At 58.2% G+C, this 17,849-nt stretch carries 23 protein-coding genes and 1 tRNA gene; 16 read left to right on the forward strand and 8 right to left on the reverse strand.

Annotated features, from left to right (window positions below; all coding sequences use genetic code 11):
• The 4 genes from M5J09_RS11175 to M5J09_RS11190 form a co-directional block, all read right to left on the reverse strand.
• Nucleotides 1-538, reverse strand: a 538-nt coding sequence (locus M5J09_RS11175) for an MFS transporter (RefSeq protein WP_257157906.1), incomplete at its 3' end; no start/stop codon positions are given.
• Nucleotides 539-554: 16 nt separating this feature from the next.
• Nucleotides 555-1,637 (reverse strand): ThiF family adenylyltransferase, encoded by a 1,083-nt coding sequence (locus M5J09_RS11180; protein ID WP_257157907.1) that lies wholly within the window; start codon nucleotides 1,635-1,637, stop codon nucleotides 555-557.
• 701 nt (nucleotides 1,638-2,338) lie between these two features.
• Nucleotides 2,339-2,427: transfer RNA gene (locus M5J09_RS11185), tRNA-Ser, on the reverse strand.
• Between the two features lie 64 nt (nucleotides 2,428-2,491).
• Nucleotides 2,492-3,628, reverse strand: coding sequence for a CdaR family transcriptional regulator (locus M5J09_RS11190; protein WP_257157908.1), 1,137 nt, complete (start codon nucleotides 3,626-3,628; stop codon nucleotides 2,492-2,494).
• A 29-nt stretch (nucleotides 3,629-3,657) separates the two neighbouring features.
• On the opposite strand from M5J09_RS11190, the gene M5J09_RS11195 reads away from it, so the two are divergent.
• From M5J09_RS11195 to M5J09_RS11210, 4 genes are read left to right on the forward strand one after another with little or no spacing between them, the layout of a single operon-like run.
• Entirely contained in the window at nucleotides 3,658-5,139 is a 1,482-nt protein-coding gene (locus M5J09_RS11195; RefSeq protein ID WP_239181209.1) for an amino acid permease, read from the forward strand.
• A 17-nt stretch (nucleotides 5,140-5,156) separates the two neighbouring features.
• Entirely contained in the window at nucleotides 5,157-6,830 is a 1,674-nt protein-coding gene (locus M5J09_RS11200; protein WP_257157909.1) for an alpha-keto acid decarboxylase family protein, read from the forward strand.
• Between the two features lie 10 nt (nucleotides 6,831-6,840).
• Nucleotides 6,841-7,899: a histidinol-phosphate transaminase gene (gene hisC / locus M5J09_RS11205; RefSeq protein ID WP_070537767.1), complete on the forward strand. Its 1,059-nt coding sequence runs from the start codon at nucleotides 6,841-6,843 to the stop codon at nucleotides 7,897-7,899.
• 21 nt (nucleotides 7,900-7,920) lie between these two features.
• Complete coding sequence (locus M5J09_RS11210; protein ID WP_257157910.1) at nucleotides 7,921-8,292, forward strand: phage holin family protein; 372 nt, start codon at nucleotides 7,921-7,923, stop codon at nucleotides 8,290-8,292.
• Here M5J09_RS11210 and M5J09_RS11215 read toward each other — a convergent pair.
• Complete coding sequence (locus tag M5J09_RS11215; RefSeq protein WP_257157911.1) at nucleotides 8,289-8,543, reverse strand: MoaD/ThiS family protein; 255 nt, start codon at nucleotides 8,541-8,543, stop codon at nucleotides 8,289-8,291. The genes M5J09_RS11210 and M5J09_RS11215 overlap by 4 nt on opposite strands.
• Nucleotides 8,544-8,583: 40 nt before the next feature.
• On the opposite strand from M5J09_RS11215, the gene M5J09_RS11220 reads away from it, so the two are divergent.
• From M5J09_RS11220 to M5J09_RS11240, 5 genes are all read left to right on the forward strand, one after another.
• Nucleotides 8,584-9,735, forward strand: coding sequence for a molybdopterin molybdotransferase MoeA (locus tag M5J09_RS11220; RefSeq protein ID WP_257157912.1), 1,152 nt, complete (start codon nucleotides 8,584-8,586; stop codon nucleotides 9,733-9,735).
• The gene (locus tag M5J09_RS11225) at nucleotides 9,732-10,202 is read left to right on the forward strand and encodes a MogA/MoaB family molybdenum cofactor biosynthesis protein (protein ID WP_257157913.1); all 471 of its coding nucleotides are present in this window, start codon (nucleotides 9,732-9,734) and stop codon (nucleotides 10,200-10,202) included. The genes M5J09_RS11220 and M5J09_RS11225 overlap by 4 nt, the downstream gene beginning before the upstream one ends.
• Nucleotides 10,192-10,611, forward strand: coding sequence for a molybdenum cofactor biosynthesis protein MoaE (locus M5J09_RS11230; protein WP_257157914.1), 420 nt, complete (start codon nucleotides 10,192-10,194; stop codon nucleotides 10,609-10,611). The genes M5J09_RS11225 and M5J09_RS11230 overlap by 11 nt, the downstream gene beginning before the upstream one ends.
• Before the next feature lie 297 nt (nucleotides 10,612-10,908).
• Nucleotides 10,909-11,829 carry a hypothetical protein gene (locus M5J09_RS11235; protein ID WP_257157915.1) on the forward strand — a complete coding sequence of 307 codons (921 nt, stop codon included), beginning with the start codon at nucleotides 10,909-10,911 and terminating at the stop codon, nucleotides 11,827-11,829.
• Nucleotides 11,830-11,937: 108 nt separating this feature from the next.
• Nucleotides 11,938-12,336, forward strand: coding sequence for a hypothetical protein (locus M5J09_RS11240; protein ID WP_257157916.1), 399 nt, complete (start codon nucleotides 11,938-11,940; stop codon nucleotides 12,334-12,336).
• A gap of 54 nt (nucleotides 12,337-12,390) precedes the next feature.
• Here the strand turns inward: M5J09_RS11240 and M5J09_RS11245 are convergent, their stop codons facing one another.
• Nucleotides 12,391-12,789, reverse strand: coding sequence for a hypothetical protein (locus M5J09_RS11245; RefSeq protein ID WP_257157917.1), 399 nt, complete (start codon nucleotides 12,787-12,789; stop codon nucleotides 12,391-12,393).
• Between the two features lie 117 nt (nucleotides 12,790-12,906).
• On the opposite strand from M5J09_RS11245, the gene M5J09_RS11250 reads away from it, so the two are divergent.
• Entirely contained in the window at nucleotides 12,907-13,146 is a 240-nt protein-coding gene (locus M5J09_RS11250; protein ID WP_257157918.1) for a hypothetical protein, read from the forward strand.
• 51 nt (nucleotides 13,147-13,197) lie between these two features.
• Here M5J09_RS11250 and M5J09_RS11255 read toward each other — a convergent pair whose 3' ends face one another.
• Nucleotides 13,198-13,728, reverse strand: coding sequence for a recombinase family protein (locus M5J09_RS11255; protein WP_257157919.1), 531 nt, complete (start codon nucleotides 13,726-13,728; stop codon nucleotides 13,198-13,200).
• A gap of 133 nt (nucleotides 13,729-13,861) precedes the next feature.
• Between M5J09_RS11255 and M5J09_RS11260 the strand changes: the two genes are divergently transcribed.
• From M5J09_RS11260 to M5J09_RS11270, 3 genes are read left to right on the forward strand one after another with little or no spacing between them, the layout of a single operon-like run.
• Nucleotides 13,862-14,863: a ThiF family adenylyltransferase gene (locus tag M5J09_RS11260; protein WP_257157920.1), complete on the forward strand. Its 1,002-nt coding sequence runs from the start codon at nucleotides 13,862-13,864 to the stop codon at nucleotides 14,861-14,863.
• Nucleotides 14,864-14,896: 33 nt separating this feature from the next.
• Nucleotides 14,897-15,133 carry a ribbon-helix-helix domain-containing protein gene (locus M5J09_RS11265; RefSeq protein WP_257157921.1) on the forward strand — a complete coding sequence of 79 codons (237 nt, stop codon included), beginning with the start codon at nucleotides 14,897-14,899 and terminating at the stop codon, nucleotides 15,131-15,133.
• Nucleotides 15,117-15,380 carry a type II toxin-antitoxin system RelE/ParE family toxin gene (locus M5J09_RS11270; protein WP_083311434.1) on the forward strand — a complete coding sequence of 88 codons (264 nt, stop codon included), beginning with the start codon at nucleotides 15,117-15,119 and terminating at the stop codon, nucleotides 15,378-15,380. Before M5J09_RS11265 ends, M5J09_RS11270 begins: the two co-directional genes overlap by 17 nt.
• On the opposite strand, the gene M5J09_RS11275 is transcribed toward M5J09_RS11270, so the two are convergent.
• A complete protein-coding gene (locus tag M5J09_RS11275) occupies nucleotides 15,377-15,691 on the reverse strand; it encodes a DUF4288 domain-containing protein (protein WP_042528787.1) in 315 nt (104 codons plus the stop codon). The genes M5J09_RS11270 and M5J09_RS11275 overlap by 4 nt on opposite strands.
• A 252-nt stretch (nucleotides 15,692-15,943) precedes the next feature.
• Here M5J09_RS11275 and M5J09_RS11280 point away from each other — a divergent pair, with 252 nt between their 5' ends.
• The 3 genes from M5J09_RS11280 (at nucleotide 15,944) to M5J09_RS11290 (ending at nucleotide 17,841) form a co-directional block, all read left to right on the forward strand.
• Entirely contained in the window at nucleotides 15,944-16,117 is a 174-nt protein-coding gene (locus M5J09_RS11280) for a hypothetical protein (protein WP_257157922.1), read from the forward strand.
• Between the two features lie 235 nt (nucleotides 16,118-16,352).
• The gene (locus tag M5J09_RS11285; RefSeq protein WP_257157923.1) at nucleotides 16,353-17,081 is read left to right on the forward strand and encodes a DUF1648 domain-containing protein; all 729 of its coding nucleotides are present in this window, start codon (nucleotides 16,353-16,355) and stop codon (nucleotides 17,079-17,081) included.
• Nucleotides 17,082-17,085: 4 nt separating this feature from the next.
• Nucleotides 17,086-17,841 (forward strand): NAD-dependent deacylase, encoded by a 756-nt coding sequence (locus tag M5J09_RS11290; protein WP_257157924.1) that lies wholly within the window; start codon nucleotides 17,086-17,088, stop codon nucleotides 17,839-17,841.
• Nucleotides 17,842-17,849 lie beyond the last annotated feature (8 nt).

Genomic DNA, 17,849 nt, shown 5'->3' on the forward strand with positions numbered 1-17,849 from the left:
CTGTTTCGCTTGACCGGAAACGAATAAACAAAAGGCAAGCTAGAACCCAGCAGAATGAAGCTGCATCAACCCAAAAAGGAGCTTGCGCCGAATGCGAGATAAGCAGACCGGCAATTGGTGGCCCAATTAAAGTTCCGATCGAGTATCGACCTTGATTAACAGCCATGGCTTTTGCTAGCAAACTCGGGGGGATTAGTTCTTTAAGAAATGCGCGTTCTGCCGTACCAAAAGCCGAGGAGATACCCCCTAGCAAGAAAGCCGAAACTGCAAAAAGAGATATCGGATAATGTCCATTGGCCGCAAAGACGCATAACAGGGAACCAACGACGCCAAGTATGGCGGAAATTTTAAGAATTACTAGTCTTGAGTATCTGTCCACTAGGCGACCGATTGGCAGCCCCAAAACAACCATACTTAAGACAAACAATCCTGACGAAAAACTTGCAGCGGATGGAGAGTTGGTAACATTAAGAACTACAAGGAATAGGGCGAAAGTAGTAATTTGATTACCGACTACATTTACTGTTTGCCCCGACATTAGCAATTTGTAGTCTCTATTTTTCCAAAGCGACAACACCAGCTCCTTTATGGGCGCAAGTTTCGAAGTTAGGTACTTCAACTTTGTTTATCGTCATTGATTGCATAGAAAACCAATACTCTACGTTTGTTTTTATACAAGGAACTCCCGTGAGTAGACTAATTATTCCGTGCGCAAGAAAGGCTGCTGAAATTGAGGAAGAAACGGAATTACCCGCTTGCCTTAGAGGACGTGAGTACTCTCGGATGTCCAGATCACGGTCGACACGCTCGATCGTCTGATAGTCTTTTATGCATCTAAAACAGGCACCACAGCTATCGTGAATACCTAGGATAATCTCGGGACCTTGGTACCCGCAGTGCGCCCACGGCATTTCATGACGTAATGCAAAGTCATTCGCCGTGAATCTTATTCTCTCAGGGTAGTCCGCTGACAGTGCGAAAGTATCTACCGAATTCAGCGTACGCTCGAAGTCACTCGTTGTACATAAGCTTTTCTGCAAGCAGTCTATCTCTGTCTCAAGTCCAATTTCCGCTATTTGACTAGCTAACGCCTTACTCTTTGCATCTCCAATATTGGTAAATTTGAAATGCTGGCGAACAATATTTGTCGGCTCAACTGTATCTGGGTCAATAAGGACGAGCTTTCCAATGCCAGCTCGGGCAAGAAGAACGGCCACTTCTGACCCGACTCCCCCAAGCCCTACTATGGCAGCGGCGCTATTTGATAATTTCTCCTGCACATACCATGGATGCTCTCGCAACTGGTTATCCATCCCTTGATATAGGTTTTGCGCTCTAGACCATAGTTCGAACCTAGTATCAAGTTCGGAGGGATACTCCGACTCTTCAAGAAATCCAAAGTCTGCAAGTGTGGAAACGAGCTCCTCGACAAATTGATAGCTTAGCGACGGAAAGGACCCCTCAAGCTCGAAATAGATCTGCTCAAGGGTCCTAGTTCCATCTAACCGAGTTAAGATCGCCTTGATTCTCCCATCGGAATCCCTTACCTTCCTAGAGCTCCCGTAGGAAACTCCGCCAATGATCAAGGAGTCCTTACCAACAGCGAGTGGCCTATGAGCGTATTTCAGACGATACATACTCAACTCTTTCTGGGATTATCCGTCGGTACAGCAACCGCCGCATAACAATACGAAATCTTCAGCTTTCAAGTTTTCGAAAGTCAGGCTTTCCATTTCCACTCCCTTCAGGATAAATAACTGTTACAACCGCCTAACCTACCAAAAGCTTTGGGATTCAAAACGGGTTTGTATACAAATCTGGAATCGGTCGTGCGATTTCGACCAGGAGGCTCATCGCTCCTCAAACATATGGGGCTTAGCCGTTCCCACTTTTGCAGCCCAGAGGGATGCCCAATACGTTGGCCTCATATCTAGGGCGATCAGGACCACTGCTTCATTAAATGGGCCTGCACTCCGAGGCAATGGAACCACATATGCTCGCTAGGTAGCGACACGAACTTGGAGCCAGCATCATGGTAGAGAGTGGCAACCCGGGTAACCTTCGGCACTTGATACCGTTGGTTACCTGCTTAAACAGCACGGTCCGATTAGCAGAGTCCTGTGTACCATCCGCACTTCGACCTACCGAGAGCAAGGCCTTTAGGCTATCCAGCTCCCTTAAGCGGCGGGGTATTTCAGGAAAACTGGATGAAGCGCATCTGACCGCATTAGGGGGGTTCAACGCAAAACCGGCACCCCAGAACAAAACATGCTGAGATGCCGGTTTGTCAACGATGCCGCGACTCACTTGTCAAGCAGGTCGCAACTCATGACATGTGCGGAGACGAGAGGATTTGAACCTCCGGACCTACGCAAGTAAGTCAACTCCTTAGCAGGGAGCCCCATTCGGCCGCTCTGGCACGTCTCCAGCGATTCGCAATGAATCGTCCATCACTCTACCTGAGCGCTTCCCCTAGGAACAAAATGGGGCTTCACTTTTCTTTCCCTATAAGGGCCGCGTGCAGCTTAAGGGCCACATACAGTGCAGCGCAGCGCCAGCCGTCATCCAGTACACTGGGCCCGAGAATGTCGCGCACGCGGTCTAGGCGGTAGTGCAGCGTAGCGCGGTGAATATAGAGAGCATCGGCGGTTTCAGACACGTTGCGAGAGTGCTCAAAATAGGTAAGGAGAGTCTCCCAGTAGGAGTTGCGGGGCTCGTCGAGAAGCACAGCGGCATCCGGGCTTATCTCCTCTACCGTCTCTGGAGTCAGCTCCCACCCGCGCAGCAGCCGCCAAGCACCAGCTTCATCCCAGCTCATAGCCTCGTGGCCACACAACCTGGCCACATCCGCCATGAGTCGCGCCTGCCGGGCAGTGGGCGCCGACCCACGCGCCACGACGGCCGCGCCAACCACGAGGGCAGCGCTGTGCAGCTCCTCCATCAGCGCTTCCGTGTCCAGCACACTGCGGCGGCATTCGATGAGAACGAGGGAATCGTGGGAGTCCGCTACCAAGAAAGGCCGGCGAACCAAGGGACGCGAAAGCTCCACAGCGAGCGCGCGCTGATCACCTTCTATCAGCACGCGGTGTATGGTCAACTCGCCATCGGAGGGTAGGAGGTCACGTTCCCGGGCTGCCGCCAGCGCGGCAGGATCGCCCGCGAGGACTTCGCGGGCCATGTCACCTAACTGTTGCGCATGGGCGGCCAGTGGAGCATCGTGTTCGTCGATAAGCCGAGCCAAGCGGGTAAGAAGAGAGCCGAGCTTGACCACGGGGGCATCACCCAGCGCGGGCTCATCAATAGCCCACAGATACCCCACCAGTCTCCCCTGGTGACGCAGCGGAATAACCAAACGAGGCAACATGTCGTAGCGCGGGTTGGCGGGCAGGCGCACCGGCAGGACCGCTTCCTGAATGCCGAAGCTCAGCATCCACGGAATCGGCTCCGGCGGTGGCGTGCGGTTAAGGATGGATCGGGCACGATTGTTGTCGATGGCGCCGATCTGAGCGCTGGCAGCAATCACGGCGATGGTGGGGGTAGTCACCTCAACGGAGCGCTGCAGGATCTGGGCGCAATCGTCGACGATGTCCTGAATGTTCGTCAGCTGCGGGGGAGACACTTTTGACATATGTCAAAGATACTTACGAAAATTGTCTAGTGACAAACAAAACTGTGGTGGGCGATAATCTCCTACAGTTCAATGACACTCGTCACACATATACGTTCATGAAGGGCGTCTACATGACCACAACCAATAATTCCGTCAGAGCACAGGACGTGAACACCGGTACCAGCGCTGGTGCAGACGACGGCCTGCAGCGCGGCATGAAATCACGCCACCTGCAGATGATCGCCTTCGGCTCCTGCATCGGCACGGGCCTCTTCCTTGGTTCCGGTGCCTCCATCCAGGAGGCCGGGCCGGGCGTTATCGCCGCCTACGCCATCGGTGGTTTCATCATCTTCCTCATCATGCGCATGCTGGGTGAGATGGCCGTGGAGAATCCCGTCGCGGGTTCCTTCAGCGCGTATGCCCGCGAGTACATCGGCCCCATCGCCGGCTTTGTCACCGGCTGGAACTGGTGGTTTACCACCATCGTCGTGGGCATGGTGGAGCTCACCGCGGCCGGCACCATTATGGACTTCTGGTTCCCCGGCATCCCACACTGGCTCACCGCGCTCGTTGCGCTTGTCATCGTCACCGCTATTAACTTGGTGCACGTTGGGGCTTTCGCCGAAGCGGAGTTTTGGCTTTCCCTCATCAAGGTGGCCGCACTGATCCTCATGATCATCGTCGGCGTCGCCATCGTCTTGGGCCTGACCCCAGAACCTGCACTGGGCTTAAGCAACATCACTGAGCACGGCGGCATGTTCCCCAACGGCGCTAGCGGCGTCATCTTCTCCCTCGTCGCGGTGATCTTCTCCTTCGGCGGCATCATCTCCATCGGCACCGCTGCCGGTGAAGCACAGGATCCTTCCGAGTCCCTGCCCAAGGCCATCAACAACGTGATCTGGCGCATCCTTATCTTCTACATCGGCGGCATCGGCATCATCGTGCTGCTGGCTCCCTGGAATGAGTTGGATACTTCCACTTCGCCTTTCGTGCGCGCGCTGAGCACCCTTGGCATTGGCGCCGCCGCCACGGGCCTGAACCTCATCGTGCTGGTGGCTGCCGTATCAGTGTTCAACACCATGACCTTCTCCGGTGCGCGCATGTTGCGGGATCTCTCCCGCGGCGGCCAGGCCCCGCCTTTCTTCGATTCGGTCAACGCCAAAGGCGTGCCGGTGCGCGCTCTGCTGTTTAACGCCCTGCTCATGGGTTCGGCGGTGCTGCTCAACTTCCTCTTCGAGGGCAAGATCCTCATCATCTTGCTGGCCATCATTGTGGGGGCGGAGCTCATTTCGTGGTCCGCCATTGCTATTGCGCATCTCAAGTTCCGTCGCCGCTACCCCAACGCCGCCTTCCGCGCACCGCTGTATCCCTTTGCGAACTACCTATGCTTAGGCTTCTTTGCCTTCGTCATCGTGCTGATGTTCTTCCTGCCCGATTACCGCACCGGCGCTATTGTCTTACCCTTGTGGATTATGGCCCTGGGACTGATCTGGGCAGGCAAGAAGCGCCACGACGCACGTAAAAAATAGAAAGGTTTCCTCCTATCATGCAAACCACCATTGGTGATTTCATTATTGACCGACTCAAGGCCATCGGCATCACGGAGATCATCGGCGTACCCGGTGACTTCAACTTAAGCTTCCTTGAACAAATCGAGGCTGCTGACGGCATCCGCTTCGTCGGCGCCTGCAACGAGCTCAACGCGGCGTATGCGGCAGATGGCTATGCCCGCCAGAAGGGCGTGGGCTGCCTGCTCACCACCTACGGCGTGGGCGAACTCTCTGCTCTCAACGGCATTGCGGGGGCGCGCGCCGAGCACGTCCCGCTGGTGTCACTGGCTGGCGCGCCGCCGCAGTACGCCACGGAGTTCCGGTGGAACCTGCACCACTCGCTTGCCGACGGCGACTTTGCCAACATGCTCGACTCCATCGCACCGTTTACGGAAGTTGCCACGCGCGTTTCCCCGATGAACGTGGTCGAGGAGTTTGACCGTGCCTTGCATGCGTGCCTGCGCGAGAAGCGCCCGGTGCACATCCAGATCCCCTCCGACATCACGCACCTCACCGTCGAGGTGCCTGATGAGCCTTTCTCCACCGCACTGGCAACCTCCGATCCTGAGCGTCTTAACGCTGCCGCCGACTACGTGCTGGAGCATCTCGCAAAGGCCAAGGATCCCATCATCCTCATTGACCAGGACACCAACCGTCACGGTTTCACGGAGAAATTCCGCGCCATCATCGACAAGGCCCAGCTGCCCTACTCCCAGCTCTCCTCCGGCAAGGCCATCCTCTCGGAGCGCCACCCGCTGTTCATCGGCACCTACAACGGCGCGGCGTCTGCGCCGGGCGTGCAGGAGCGCATCGAAAAATCGGACTTCCTGGTCACCACGAACCCGCGCTTCATCGAGGTCAACTCCGGTTCCTTCACGCACAACCTGGCTGATGCTCACGTTTACAACTTCGGCGATCAGCACCTCAACGCCGATGGCGAGTTCTTCGTGGGCATTCAAACGCTGGAGCTTCTCGACGTCCTCCTGGACCGCATTCCGGAAGCTGAGGCGTCGCCAAGCACTGCCTTCGAGCCCGAGCCCTTCGAGCCAAACCCGGACGCCCCACTCACCCAGGAGCGGATGTGGCCGCAGATGCTGGGTTTTATTCAGGAAGATGATGTGGTCATCGCCGAAGCCGGCACCTCCAACATTGGCTTGGGCCAGCAGCGTATGCCCGAGGGCGTGCAGTACATCAACTCCACTATCTGGGGATCCATCGGCTTCACCTTGCCGTGCGTCCTCGGCTCGCAGCTGGCCAATCCGGAGCGCCGCCACGTGCTTTTCATCGGTGACGGCTCCTTCCAGCTCACTGCCCAGGAACTATCCACCATCGTGCGCCAGGACCTCAAGCCCGTCATCGTGCTGGTCAACAACGATGGCTACACCATCGAACGCTTCATCCTAGGTATGGAGCGCGAGTACAACGAGATTCAACAGTGGGACTACACCGCCCTGCCGAAGGCATTCATGGCGGACACCACGATGGAGTCCTACACCGCCGCCACGGAGGGCGAGCTCGCCCACGCCCTGGAGGACATCGCCGCCCACCCGGAGCGCGGTGCCTTCCTCGAGGTTCGTCTCGATCCTCTCGATGCCCCTAAGGGCCTGCAAGCCTTTGGCCCGCAGACCGCTGACTTCGACTTCGGGCCACGTGGCCCGCGCAACGCCTAAGGTGGAAAACATGATTCGCCCAGATCTTTCGTCCCTGCCCATCTATGTTCCCGGTAAGAATTCCGAGACTGCCTTGAAACTCTCCTCCAACGAGGCAACTCAAGAGCCGCTGCCGGGCGCGCTCAAGGCCATGGAAGCCGCCGTGGCACACGTCAACCGCTACCCAGACATGGGCGCGGTGGAAATCCGCAAGGCCCTGGCGGAGAACCTCGGTGTCACCCCGGAGCAGGTCACCACTGGTGCTGGCTCCTCCGCCATCTGCCAAGAGCTAGTGGAAATCACCTCCGTGCCGGGCGATGAGGTCATCTTCCCCTGGCGCTCTTTCGAGGCCTACCCCATCTTTGCGCAAGTCGTGGGCGCCACCCCGGTCAAGGTGCCGCTCACCGCCGACCACCGCGTGGACCTAGACGCCATGGCTGCAGCAATCACGGAGAAGACCCGCCTCATCTTCGTGTGCAACCCGAACAACCCGACTGGCTCCATCATCACCAAGGAGGAGTTCGACGCCTTCCTGGCCAAGGTTCCGGACAACATCATCGTGGCACTCGATGAGGCCTACATTGAATACAACCGCAATGATGCCATTCCACTGGCCACGGACTACGTTCACACGCACGACAACGTCATTGGCCTGCGTACCTTCTCCAAGGCCTACGGCTTGGCCGGCATTCGCTTGGGTTATGCCTTTGGCAATGAGGAAATCATCGCAGCTCTCAGCAAGGTGGCCATCCCCTTCTCGGTGAACTCGGTAGCGCAGGCGGGTGCCCAGGCCTCGCTGGCCTCCCAGAAGGAGCTACGGGAGCGCACCGATGAGACCGTCGAACAGCGCGACCGCCTGGTCAAACACTTCGCGGATTATGGCGTGCCGGAGTCCCAGGCCAACCACATCTGGTTTGCCACGGAGAACATCGCCGCGCTTGGGTCTCCGCAAGAGGTCGCCGAAAAGCTAGCGCAGCACGATGTCCTCGTCCGCGCCTTCCCCGAGGGCGTGCGCGTCACCGTCACCACGGCGGAGGAAACCGAGACGCTGCTCAAGGCTTGGGACGCAGCCTTCGGTGCACAGAATTAGTTTCCGCGTTAGAGTGCAGTTGTGAAGACATTGATCAATTTTGCACTCAACGTCATTGCCGTCGCGGTGGCCTTCTGGGCCGTGGTGGCGATTGTCCCCGGAATCGACATCGTCCCCGCGACCACCCAGAATTTCCTGCTCATCGCGGCGGTTTTCATCATCGTCAATGAGGTGGTCACACCAATCCTCCGCTTCCTTGGCGCCCCGCTGACCTGCCTAACGCTGGGCCTCTTCACGCTCGTCATCAACGGTGCGGTCCTGCTGCTTGTCAGCGCGCTGATGGATTCACTCGTCATCGACGGCCTAGGCGCCGCCATCATCGGCGCGATTGTCCTCGCGATCGTATCCGGCGTGGTGAACTTCTTCACCAGTCCCTTGCGGAGCCGAAACTAACCCCCTGCGAAGGGCGGGAGGACGTCGACGCGGGAGGCGTCGGAAAGCACTGCGTCCTCCGTAGCGCTCGCGCCATCAACGAGGAATGTGCAGCGTTCCAGCACTTGCGCAAAGCTCATGCCGGCCTCCGTGCTGCCGGTGTGGCGCTGGCGCAACACGTCGAGCAACTCCCCCAGTGTCGCTGCGTCCGCTGTGTCCTGCGCGCGCCCCGCGGCGGCGCGGGCTGCGGCAAAATAGTGAACATCAACCATGGCTGCTACTATGCCAGCCTCTGTGACAGGAAGGAACTTGATGCGCACTTATGAGGAGCACCTCGCCGCCGTTCACGCGGCTCTTCCGCAGCCCCGAGCGGTCTCGACGCCGCTGACCAGCGCCTTCGGACGCCGCGCTGCGACCACCTACCGCGCGGAGGCGGACCTGCCGCCCTTTGATAACTCGCAGATGGACGGCTACGCGCTGCCCACGTGTGACGGCGGAACCTTCACCGTGGGCCGCACCATCGCGGCGGGAGACGTTCCTGGTGAGCTCACGGACGGCTCCGCCCTGCCCATTATGACCGGCGCCAAAGTTCCCGCGGGCACCGCCACCATCGTGCCCGTCGAGCACTGCGAGCCCCCGCACTTCCCGGAAGAAGGCGCTACCGTCACCGTGCCGGCAGCTCCCGAGCAGTTCATCCGGCGCGCGGGCTCCGACGTCCAGGCAGGCACAACCCTCATCAACGAGCACGCGCTTCTCGACGCCCCCTCCATCGCCACCCTCGCTTCCCAAGGTCTCACCGAGGTCTTGACCTTCGCGCCCGCCCGCATCCTCATCTGCACCGGCGGCGCTGAAATCGGAGGCGACGGCGAGGCAACCATCCCTGATTCCAATGCGCCCATGCTTGCCGCCCTGGCCACGCAGTACGGCATCGACGTGGCCGGCTTCGTGCGCACCAATGATGATCCCGCTGCCCTGCGCGCCGATCTGGCCGAAGCAGTCATTACCCACCGCCCCGATGTCATCGTGACCTCCGGTGGCATCTCCCACGGCAAGTTTGAGGTCATCCGCCAAATCTTCGAAGAAGACGGTTGGTTCGGCCACGTGGCGCAGCAGCCCGGTGGCCCGCAGGGCCTGTCCCACCTTGGCGACGTCCCCGTAGTCTGCTTCCCCGGCAACCCCATTTCCACCCTGGTGAGCTTCCGTCTCTACTTGGCTCCTCTGCTTGGCCACGCGCCGGCTCCTTTTCACGCACGTCTTGCTGAGCCCGCGGATGGCCTTAACAACCGCGAGCAATTTCGCCGCGGAACTATCAGCATGTCCGGCGGCACAGCCCAGGTTTCCTTCCTCGGCGGCACCAGCTCCCACCTGATGTCCCAGGCCATCGGCGCAACAGCCCTTATTCGTATCCCCGCCGGCTCGCAACTTTCAGCCGGCGACCTCGTGGAGGTGTTCCCGCTGTCATGACCCGCACTGCACTCGTTATCGTTGCCTCGACCCGCGCCGCCGCCGGCGAGTACGAGGACCGTTCCGGCCCTATCTTGGTGAACCTCCTGCGTGAGCAAGGCTTCGCTACCCCGGATCCCACCGTCGTCGCTGACGCCGAAATCGACTCCGCCTTGGCCACCGCCTTCGCCGATGCCCCCTCCGTCATCCTCACCTCCGGCGGCACGGGCATCACACCGGATGACCGCACCGTCGAAGCGCTCACCCCGCACCTCGAGCGCGAGCTCCCCGGCCTGGCCCACGCCTTCTACGCGCACTCCGCCGCCATCCCCACCGCGGCACTCTCGCGTACGGTTGCCGGAGTCACCGGGCCCACTTTCGCCATGGCCCTGCCCGGCTCCACGGGCGCGGCCAAGGACGGCTGCGCGGTACTCGAACCAGTTCTTCACCACATCATCAACCAGTTGGAAGGCATTCATGAGCACTGATTTCGGCCTACTCGGCGCCCACATCAGCGCTGAGCCCATCACTGCCCCCGACATCGCCACCGCTGAAACCGGCGCCGTCGTTGTATTCGACGGCATTGTGCGCAACCACGATTCCGGCCGCGGGGTCAAACTCCTGACCTACACCGCGCATCCCAGCGCCCAGCAGGAAATCGAGCGCGTGGCCGCTGACGTCGCCGCTGCCTTTCCCGCCGTGCGCCTGTGGTGCGCGCACCGGACTGGAACACTAGAAATTGGCGAATCCGCTTTCATCGTCGCCGCCGCCTCCGCACACCGCAAGGACGCCTTCGAGGCCGCCTCGACCTGCGCCGACCGCGTCAAAGCGGAAGTGCCCATCTGGAAAGAGCAGCTCCACACCGATGACACCACCACCTGGGTAGGCCTGGAATGAACCGCTGTATGCACTGTCGGAATTCGGTATGGACGGGAAATGGGCTTAGATCCAGAAAGTGAAAGCGCAATGCTCATAGCACTACTTCGAAAACTCCTAGCGGTTTGCGCTCTAGGCGTCTGTGCACTTGTCGTTTCTTCGTGTGCGCAAGAGCGTTCACAAACATCGAAATCTTTTGCCACTTGGGAATGGGGTGGGATCGCTAGAGCTGTCTCTGCAGCTCCTTCCGCAAGCAATCCCAATTATGTTTTTGGAACGAGCACTGACGAGGTAGGCCCTCTCGCTGAACTTGCATCGGTGTATAACCCTTCGATGGAAAGACTTGGTGAAGGGTATGTAGCTCCAGATAAGGATCAATTGGTTGTCTTCGATTCAGATTTTCGCAAGCAATCTGAGAAACCACTCGAAGGTTTAGGCCTACCAACCCAAACAACTTCTGCTGGTTCTGTGGACAATAAAACAGCAGTATTTGTTTTTAATGAAAGCACGAGTGATAGTCCGTATTCGAGCCGCATTGTGCTCGCAACTAAGGAAACTACAAGCGCGGTACCTCGCGATAGGGGACCAGTCGCGTTAAGGGCTTGTACTGATGAAACAGCTGTCTGGCTAGAGCGTGATGAAGATGATGGAAGCGGTTTAACGCTTGTGCGTATGGGAACCGACGGGTTGTTGTCTGAATCTCGCCTTGATATACCTGCCGGAACAGTCGCATCCGAATACTTCTCTGCTCTTGGGTGTGGGAAAGAAAAATCATATATTTCATTTCCTGACGATATTGGCGGTGCGGATGTTGTCTCGGTTGGTAGCCCGAATGAAAAACCAACTTTGAAGCATGAAGGAAGGATCGAAGGGCTGCCGATACCAGGCGTAAATAGGTCATCTCGCTACGAAGAAGGAAGCGTGTCGTACTTTACAAGTCGAGGAACGATCGTGGCACTTGATCTCGAGCATCAGGAAGTTAAAGAAACTGAACCGCTAATCGGCGCAGATCGCCGTCCTGTATCTGCAACTATCGACGGCGGAAATCTATATATCGTGACTCAGCCGATTGAAGGTGCTGAGGAGCTTCGCGTACATTCTTTTACATTCAAAGACCCAGCTGCGGATAAGGATGGCGCGCATATCGCGAAGCTTAGCCAGCTTATGCAAGGTGGTACTGCAAAAGGTGCATACACAATTCCGATGTCTATTTACCCTTTCGATAAACGGACGGAATAATGCCTAGAAGAGCTTTATTTTCTGCTCTTTACCTCGCATGGAAATCGCAAGTCCACGGACCTGACCCCCTGTTAGGTGGCGACACACTGGTGGCCAGCAAGGGCGTGGATGACGTTCGAGTGGGCGTCGCGGTGGAACGAAGCAACTACAGGACAAAATCAACGCACTCTAAAACCGGAAGGGCCCGTTTCAGTTGCAGTACCGTCTGCTTCGGCAGCCACTGTCACAGCTCAATGCCAGGTCATCAAAATTGGACTAGGGGGAGATATAGTCGGTCACGTATATGGCAATGCGTCAACATTGAATGACGCCAAGAAAGATGCTAATAAATACGTTCCCAACGGGCATTACAAGCGCCATTGCAGAGGGGTCGGCCAACATCCTTCTGGATACTTTCCGGGAGGGGGAGGAGGATTTAGAGGGGCAGCTTTTAATCACATCATCGGCGACGACAAGGAAACTTATCGAGGAAAATTCTATATCAACGATTTTTCGCAATTTCCCTAGCCAATCCGTTCCTTATTTATCACCCGGCGCTCCGCGTAAGTGGAGCGCCTCAATCTATTTACCTGTAGAAACCGGCGAAGAAATAAGCTCCCTTACTCCAACACTACTAGGAAAAACATCAGCCTTTGCATATTCCTCATCCATTAGAAAAAATGACGCTAAAGACCCCTCAGCCTTTGTAAAAAGCTCTTGCTCAGCAGAAACGATTGATTCGCAAAGGTATAACCGTAAACTCTCAAAATCCTCGTTGGGCCTTTCAATCCTGAACTGAGTAATGAGATCTCTTTTCATCTCTTCGGAATCCACTTCAACTGGTTCGGAGCAAATAAAAAGTACGTCGACTCCAGGCAGGCGCGCTGCTTTACGCACTACTTGCGAATACGTTTCATATGCCGATTCCACAACACGCTGATCGGCCACGAAAAAAGTGTCTAAAGCAAAAAACATACGCATTGTAATCCTTTCCAAAACAGATACAGCTTGTCAACGTCCTGTATACCGTCAGGATTTTGTCACGTGAGATTCTTTCTCACCACCTAGCGGCAGGTGAGGCTGTAAATTGCTTCCTATGTGAGGCATTTATTTATCGTCGACACTGCCGCACTAGCTAAGCAGCTTGTCGATGTGCTGTCCTACAAACTGTCCTCATTGCTTGAACTTGTCGGCCTGGCCAATCCGAACGCTCACGCGGCGATAGCCGACGCCACCGCCACAGGAATGCTGTTTAACAAACTCCTTGACGGCAACGCTGCACAGCTCGGGCGCCAGATTCTTGACAAGGCCCAGTTCTTCAACGCCACCCACGCCTAGTGCTGGCAGCTTCCGCAGCGCCCGCCCCTGCCCCGCCGCTAACGCTCAGCACTATCTTCTAGCACTCGGTAGAGGGCGGGGCGGGTAATCCCGAAGGCACGAGCCACCAATGTTTTCGACCCCCGCCACGATACGCTTCCGCGCGTCTACGACTTGCTCGGGTGTCAGGGCGCGCTTGCGGCCTGTATACTTGCCGGCCTTTTTCGCCAAGGCGATACCTTCGGCCAGGCGCTCACGGATGATTGCGCGCTCAAACTCGGCAAACGACCCCAAAAGTCCCAGCATCAAATCTGCGCGTGGTTCGCTGTTGCCCTTCGAGAACGAGAGGTGCTCGTACAGAAAGGTCACGGTTACGCCTTTGTCGGTGAGTTCGTCCACCAGGGCGCGCAGATCTGTCAGCGAGCGGGCGAGACGGTCAATGGATGAGACAACGAGTTCGTCCCCGTCGCGCAGGTAGGTCATGTACTCGGTAAGCCCTAGGCGCAGGGCGCGGGAGCGTCCGGAAATCTTGTCCTCAGAGATGCGGTCAATGGTTCCTGAGGCGTGGAGTTGTTCGCGTTGCCGGTTGTCGTTTTGTACCACCGTGGAGACACTCCACCAGAGTTTAGGGCATCGAACAGCAACCGAGGTTGAGACCGAATTTTGGAATCAGAAACCGCCACAGGACAATAGTAGGAATCAAGGCAAACCCAGGAAAAGGTCGGAGCACGTCAGAATGAGTTCACGCTACGCACGCCAAGAAACCCTGTGGGGAGCTGAAATCCAGCAGCGGCTTCGCTCTTCCACCGTCGCTGTCATCGGTGCCGGCGGCTTGGGCTCGCCTGCCCTGCTCTACCTAGCAGGCGCCGGCGTGGGGCGCATCCTGCTTTTCGATGACGACACCGTTTCCCTCTCCAACCTGCACCGCCAGGTCATCCACACCACGGCGACCGTGGGCCAGCCCAAAACCGAATCCGCCGCCGCGGCCTTGAATGCCCTCAACCCCGAGTGCACCGTCGAGCAGTTCTCGCGCCTCACACCTGATACCGCCCTGGAGCAACTGCGCGGCGCTGACCTCATCATCGACGGCACCGATAACTTCTACTCCCGCCACCTGGCCTCCTGGGCCGCCCACGAACTGGGCATTCCGCACGTGTGGGCCTCGCTGCTGGGATACGATGCGCAGCTCACCGTCTTCCACTCCGGCCACGGCCCGGTCTACGAGGACCTCTTCCCCACCGACCCGCAGGTGCCTTCTTGCTCACAGGCCGGCGTGATGGGCCCGGTCGTCGGTGTGGCCGGCTCCGCCCTAGCGGTGGAGGCCCTCAAGCTCCTCACGGGCATCGGCACCCCGCTCATCGGCACGCTGGGCTACTACGATTCCCTCGCCGGGACCTGGGAATACATCCCCGTGCGCGCGAACGGCGCTACCCCGGCGCGCCCCGACAACCCCACGGATATTCGCGAGATTCCAGAGGATGCCACGCTCATCGACGTCCGAACCACCTCCGAACGCGCTACCTCCCTCATCCCCGGCTCGCAGCATCTTCCGCTCGATGACATCCTCGCCGGCCACAACCCACCCCTGGACCGCGCCGACCTCGCCGTCCTCTACTGCGCCAGCGGCCTTCGCTCCTCCCAAGCAATCGAGGCCCTGCGCGCCCGCGGCTTCAGCAACGTCTACTCGCTGCGCGGTGGCATCGATGCTTGGCAAGAATCTCATCGCGATGGGGTCTAGACATGGGACTTCACCTCGTGTAATCATGTTTACATGAGTAGTTCAGTTATCAGTTTGCGTATTGACGCAGAGCAAAAGGAGCGCCTTGATTCTTTGGCGTCCAAGACTGGACGTTCTGGCGCGTTTTACCTCCGAAAGGCACTTGACGCTTACTTGGACCAGTTGGAATACATCTATGCGCTGGAGGCCGAGGCCGAGGCCGCACGCCGTGGCGAGCTAGAGACCATTTCTCTTGAAGACCTAGAGGCTGAATGTGGCGTGGAGAATTAGCTTCACGCCGCGCGGTGCGAAAGCCTTCCGAAAGTTAGACAAACCAACGCAGAAGAGAGTCAGCAGGTTTCTTCGCGAAGTGGCAGAACTCGAAGACCCGCGCTCGCGCGGCAAGGGTCTCGTGGGGGATAAATCCGGCCTGTGGCGCTGGCGAGTCGGGGACTACCGCGTTATCGCGGCAATATACGAAAACACAGTCACTGTCACCGTTGTTGACTTAGGTCACCGACGCGAAGTCTACGATTAATCAGCCAACGGGTCGGTTCCGCCGAGCTTCATCTCGAAACGCTCGTAGTCTTCTAGGTTCGCAAAGTGCCGCGAGTAGAGATCACAATCGCGATCTACATAACCATAGAGGGCTGGCGCGACGTCCACGATGTGCCGTACCTTCACGTCCTCACCATCAGCCTGCTCGTTCGCCATCGCTTCAACGCGTTCTCGAGCCTTCTCGTCCGACTCCGCATACACAATATAAAAGTCCTCGCGGAAGAAGCTTTGGGCAGATGAACTGGACTTTTTAGCAAGCTCCATCACGACAATTCCAACATAAGGTTCCATTGCCGGCTACTGTCCTTTCCGGTTCTTCGTCAGCTTGAACTCGACTCTACTTACTCACCCAGACCATGTAAACACGGAAACCTCAGCCGGTCGCCTTGAAAGCTCACCGCCATGCGGACCCGCCAGTATTACGTCGCCACCACTGCAGTGCGAGCTCTCACACTGGGGTACAACTACTGCGCTGGGACTCAATACCAGATCCATGCTTAACCGCTTCAATCCGGAGTTCTTCCTCAACGCAACGGACCTAGTGTGCACCATAGCGCTACCGCTGCGGGTGTCACCAACTTTCACTCCGCGCATACAGTCGACGCCCTGCGCGCCCGCGGCTTCGGCAACCCCTATTCACTGCGCAGCGGCATCGATGCTTGGAAGGAGCACATTTCCGGGCTTAAGTCCGCGGCCGCCCGCCGCGACATTCTCTAACCCCTCAGCCGGCGGCTCCGCCTTCTCGACATCACCCTGGCCACATGGTCCCTTTGGTTTGGTCCCCATACTCTGGTCCCTACTCATCGCAAAGGGACCTTTTACAGCCAGTTTCCTGCGCCCAGATGGTCCTTTTGCTCAGTGAAAGGACCAAAGTAATGGGACCACTATGAAGGGACCATCTTTGTCCCCCCTTCATCGACCAACCAGCCACCCCCTTTGTAAGCTCACTACCATGAGGATCCGCCAGTATTACGTCGCTACCGCTGTGGTGTGTGCTCTCACGCTGGCGTACATGCTGCTGCGCTGGGACTCGGTCCCCGATCCCATCCCGGTCCACTTCGATGTCTCGGGCCACCCGGACCGCTTCGAGCCCAAGTCTTTTTTCAACGCCACCGCTTTGGTGTGGATCGGCGTTGTGTTCGCCATTACTCTGCCGCTGTGCGTACCGCCAGTCTCGCTTGCACGGAAGACGGTGAGTGTTTCAACAGAGTCAGCGATTCCTTTCTCCGAGGCCACCGCACAGCGCGCGGAGCTTCTCACCGAAAAGACCGCCACGTTCATCGCCCAGACAGTGTTCGCCATGACCGTCTGCTTATGCCTTTCCGCCGTCGGTACCGTCGTGCCGGATATCCCGTTCTCGGGCATTCTCCTCGTGGCCGCATGGGTGGGCTTCTTCCTGTTCGTCATGGTCGCGGGTATCCTCACGCTATCGGTCCGAAGGTCCCTGAAAGCCATACCAACTGACCAGGATGAACAGGTTCGCAACGAAGCACTTCGCTTTGCTGGCGGCATGGGCGTCTACAACGAGCCTCGAGACCCCATGTGCTTAGCAGTCTTCCCCACGAATCCTTCGAAGCTGCAGATCAACACCGCGCACGAACCTGGTCGGCGTTACCTGTGGCGCATGGGCATCGCTCTCGCCGCATCCATAGCATCCTGCGTGCTCATCGCCGTACTCTAGGCATATGGAGCACCTGTTTGAGCGCGCACATTCGATTCTTTCTGACGCCACCCACGTCGAGGTCTTCACCGGCGCGGGCATGAGCGCGGACAGCGGCATCGCCACGTACCGTGATGCGCAGACAGGGATCTGGGAGAACGTGGATCCGGTGGCGATGGCGTCGATAAGCGCATGGCGCAGCGATCCTGAGCCGATGTTCGCCTGGTACCTGTGGCGCGCACAGCTGGCGCAGCGGGCGGAACCCAACGCTGGGCACCGCGCGATTGCTGCCGCACGCGGCATGACGGTGACCACGCAAAATATCGATAACCTGCACGAGCGTGCCGGAAGCCAGGATGTGGTTCACCTGCACGGCTCCTTGTTTGCCTTCCGCTGCACCGACTGCGCTACACCCTATGACGAGGACATCGCGCTGCCGAAGGAACCGGTCGAGAGCATCACTCCGCCCGAATGCCCGGTGTGCGGCGGGCTCGTGCGCCCAGGCGTGGTGTGGTTCGGTGAGGCCCTGCCCAATGACGAATGGGCCGAGGCCGAGCGCCGCATGTCCACCGCGGACGCGCTGCTCATCGTGGGAACCTCCGGTGTGGTCTACCCCGCCGCCGGCCTGCCACAGCTTGCCTATGCACGCGGCGTCCCCATCGTGGAAGTTACCCCGCAGCCCACGGACCTTTCACCGCTTGCCAGCGTGGTGGTCACCGCCACCGCAGCGGAGGCGCTGCCGCGCATCCTGGCGGGGCGGATCGATGGCAAAGACGAGTAGCAACCAGA

The organism is Corynebacterium sp. BF-R-2 (genome assembly GCF_024586525.1).
GTDB classification, from domain to species: domain Bacteria; phylum Actinomycetota; class Actinomycetes; order Mycobacteriales; family Mycobacteriaceae; genus Corynebacterium; species Corynebacterium singulare.

Coding starts and splice junctions, on each gene's coding strand:
- M5J09_RS11260 (WP_257157920.1), top strand. CDS start 13,862: ATGAGTTCACGCTACGCACGCCAAGAAACCCTGTGGGGAGCTGAAATC.
- M5J09_RS11215 (WP_257157911.1), bottom strand. CDS start 8,543: ATGGTTGATGTTCACTATTTTGCCGCAGCCCGCGCCGCCGCGGGGCGC.
- M5J09_RS11275 (WP_042528787.1), bottom strand. CDS start 15,691: ATGGAACCTTATGTTGGAATTGTCGTGATGGAGCTTGCTAAAAAGTCC.
- M5J09_RS11200 (WP_257157909.1), top strand. CDS start 5,157: ATGCAAACCACCATTGGTGATTTCATTATTGACCGACTCAAGGCCATC.
- M5J09_RS11190 (WP_257157908.1), bottom strand. CDS start 3,628: ATGTCAAAAGTGTCTCCCCCGCAGCTGACGAACATTCAGGACATCGTC.
- hisC (WP_070537767.1), top strand. CDS start 6,841: ATGATTCGCCCAGATCTTTCGTCCCTGCCCATCTATGTTCCCGGTAAG.
- M5J09_RS11285 (WP_257157923.1), top strand. CDS start 16,353: ATGAGGATCCGCCAGTATTACGTCGCTACCGCTGTGGTGTGTGCTCTC.
- M5J09_RS11290 (WP_257157924.1), top strand. CDS start 17,086: ATGGAGCACCTGTTTGAGCGCGCACATTCGATTCTTTCTGACGCCACC.
- M5J09_RS11245 (WP_257157917.1), bottom strand. CDS start 12,789: ATGCGTATGTTTTTTGCTTTAGACACTTTTTTCGTGGCCGATCAGCGT.
- M5J09_RS11180 (WP_257157907.1), bottom strand. CDS start 1,637: ATGTATCGTCTGAAATACGCTCATAGGCCACTCGCTGTTGGTAAGGAC.
- M5J09_RS11225 (WP_257157913.1), top strand. CDS start 9,732: ATGACCCGCACTGCACTCGTTATCGTTGCCTCGACCCGCGCCGCCGCC.
- M5J09_RS11220 (WP_257157912.1), top strand. CDS start 8,584: ATGCGCACTTATGAGGAGCACCTCGCCGCCGTTCACGCGGCTCTTCCG.
- M5J09_RS11240 (WP_257157916.1), top strand. CDS start 11,938: ATGACGTTCGAGTGGGCGTCGCGGTGGAACGAAGCAACTACAGGACAA.
- M5J09_RS11230 (WP_257157914.1), top strand. CDS start 10,192: ATGAGCACTGATTTCGGCCTACTCGGCGCCCACATCAGCGCTGAGCCC.
- M5J09_RS11265 (WP_257157921.1), top strand. CDS start 14,897: ATGAGTAGTTCAGTTATCAGTTTGCGTATTGACGCAGAGCAAAAGGAG.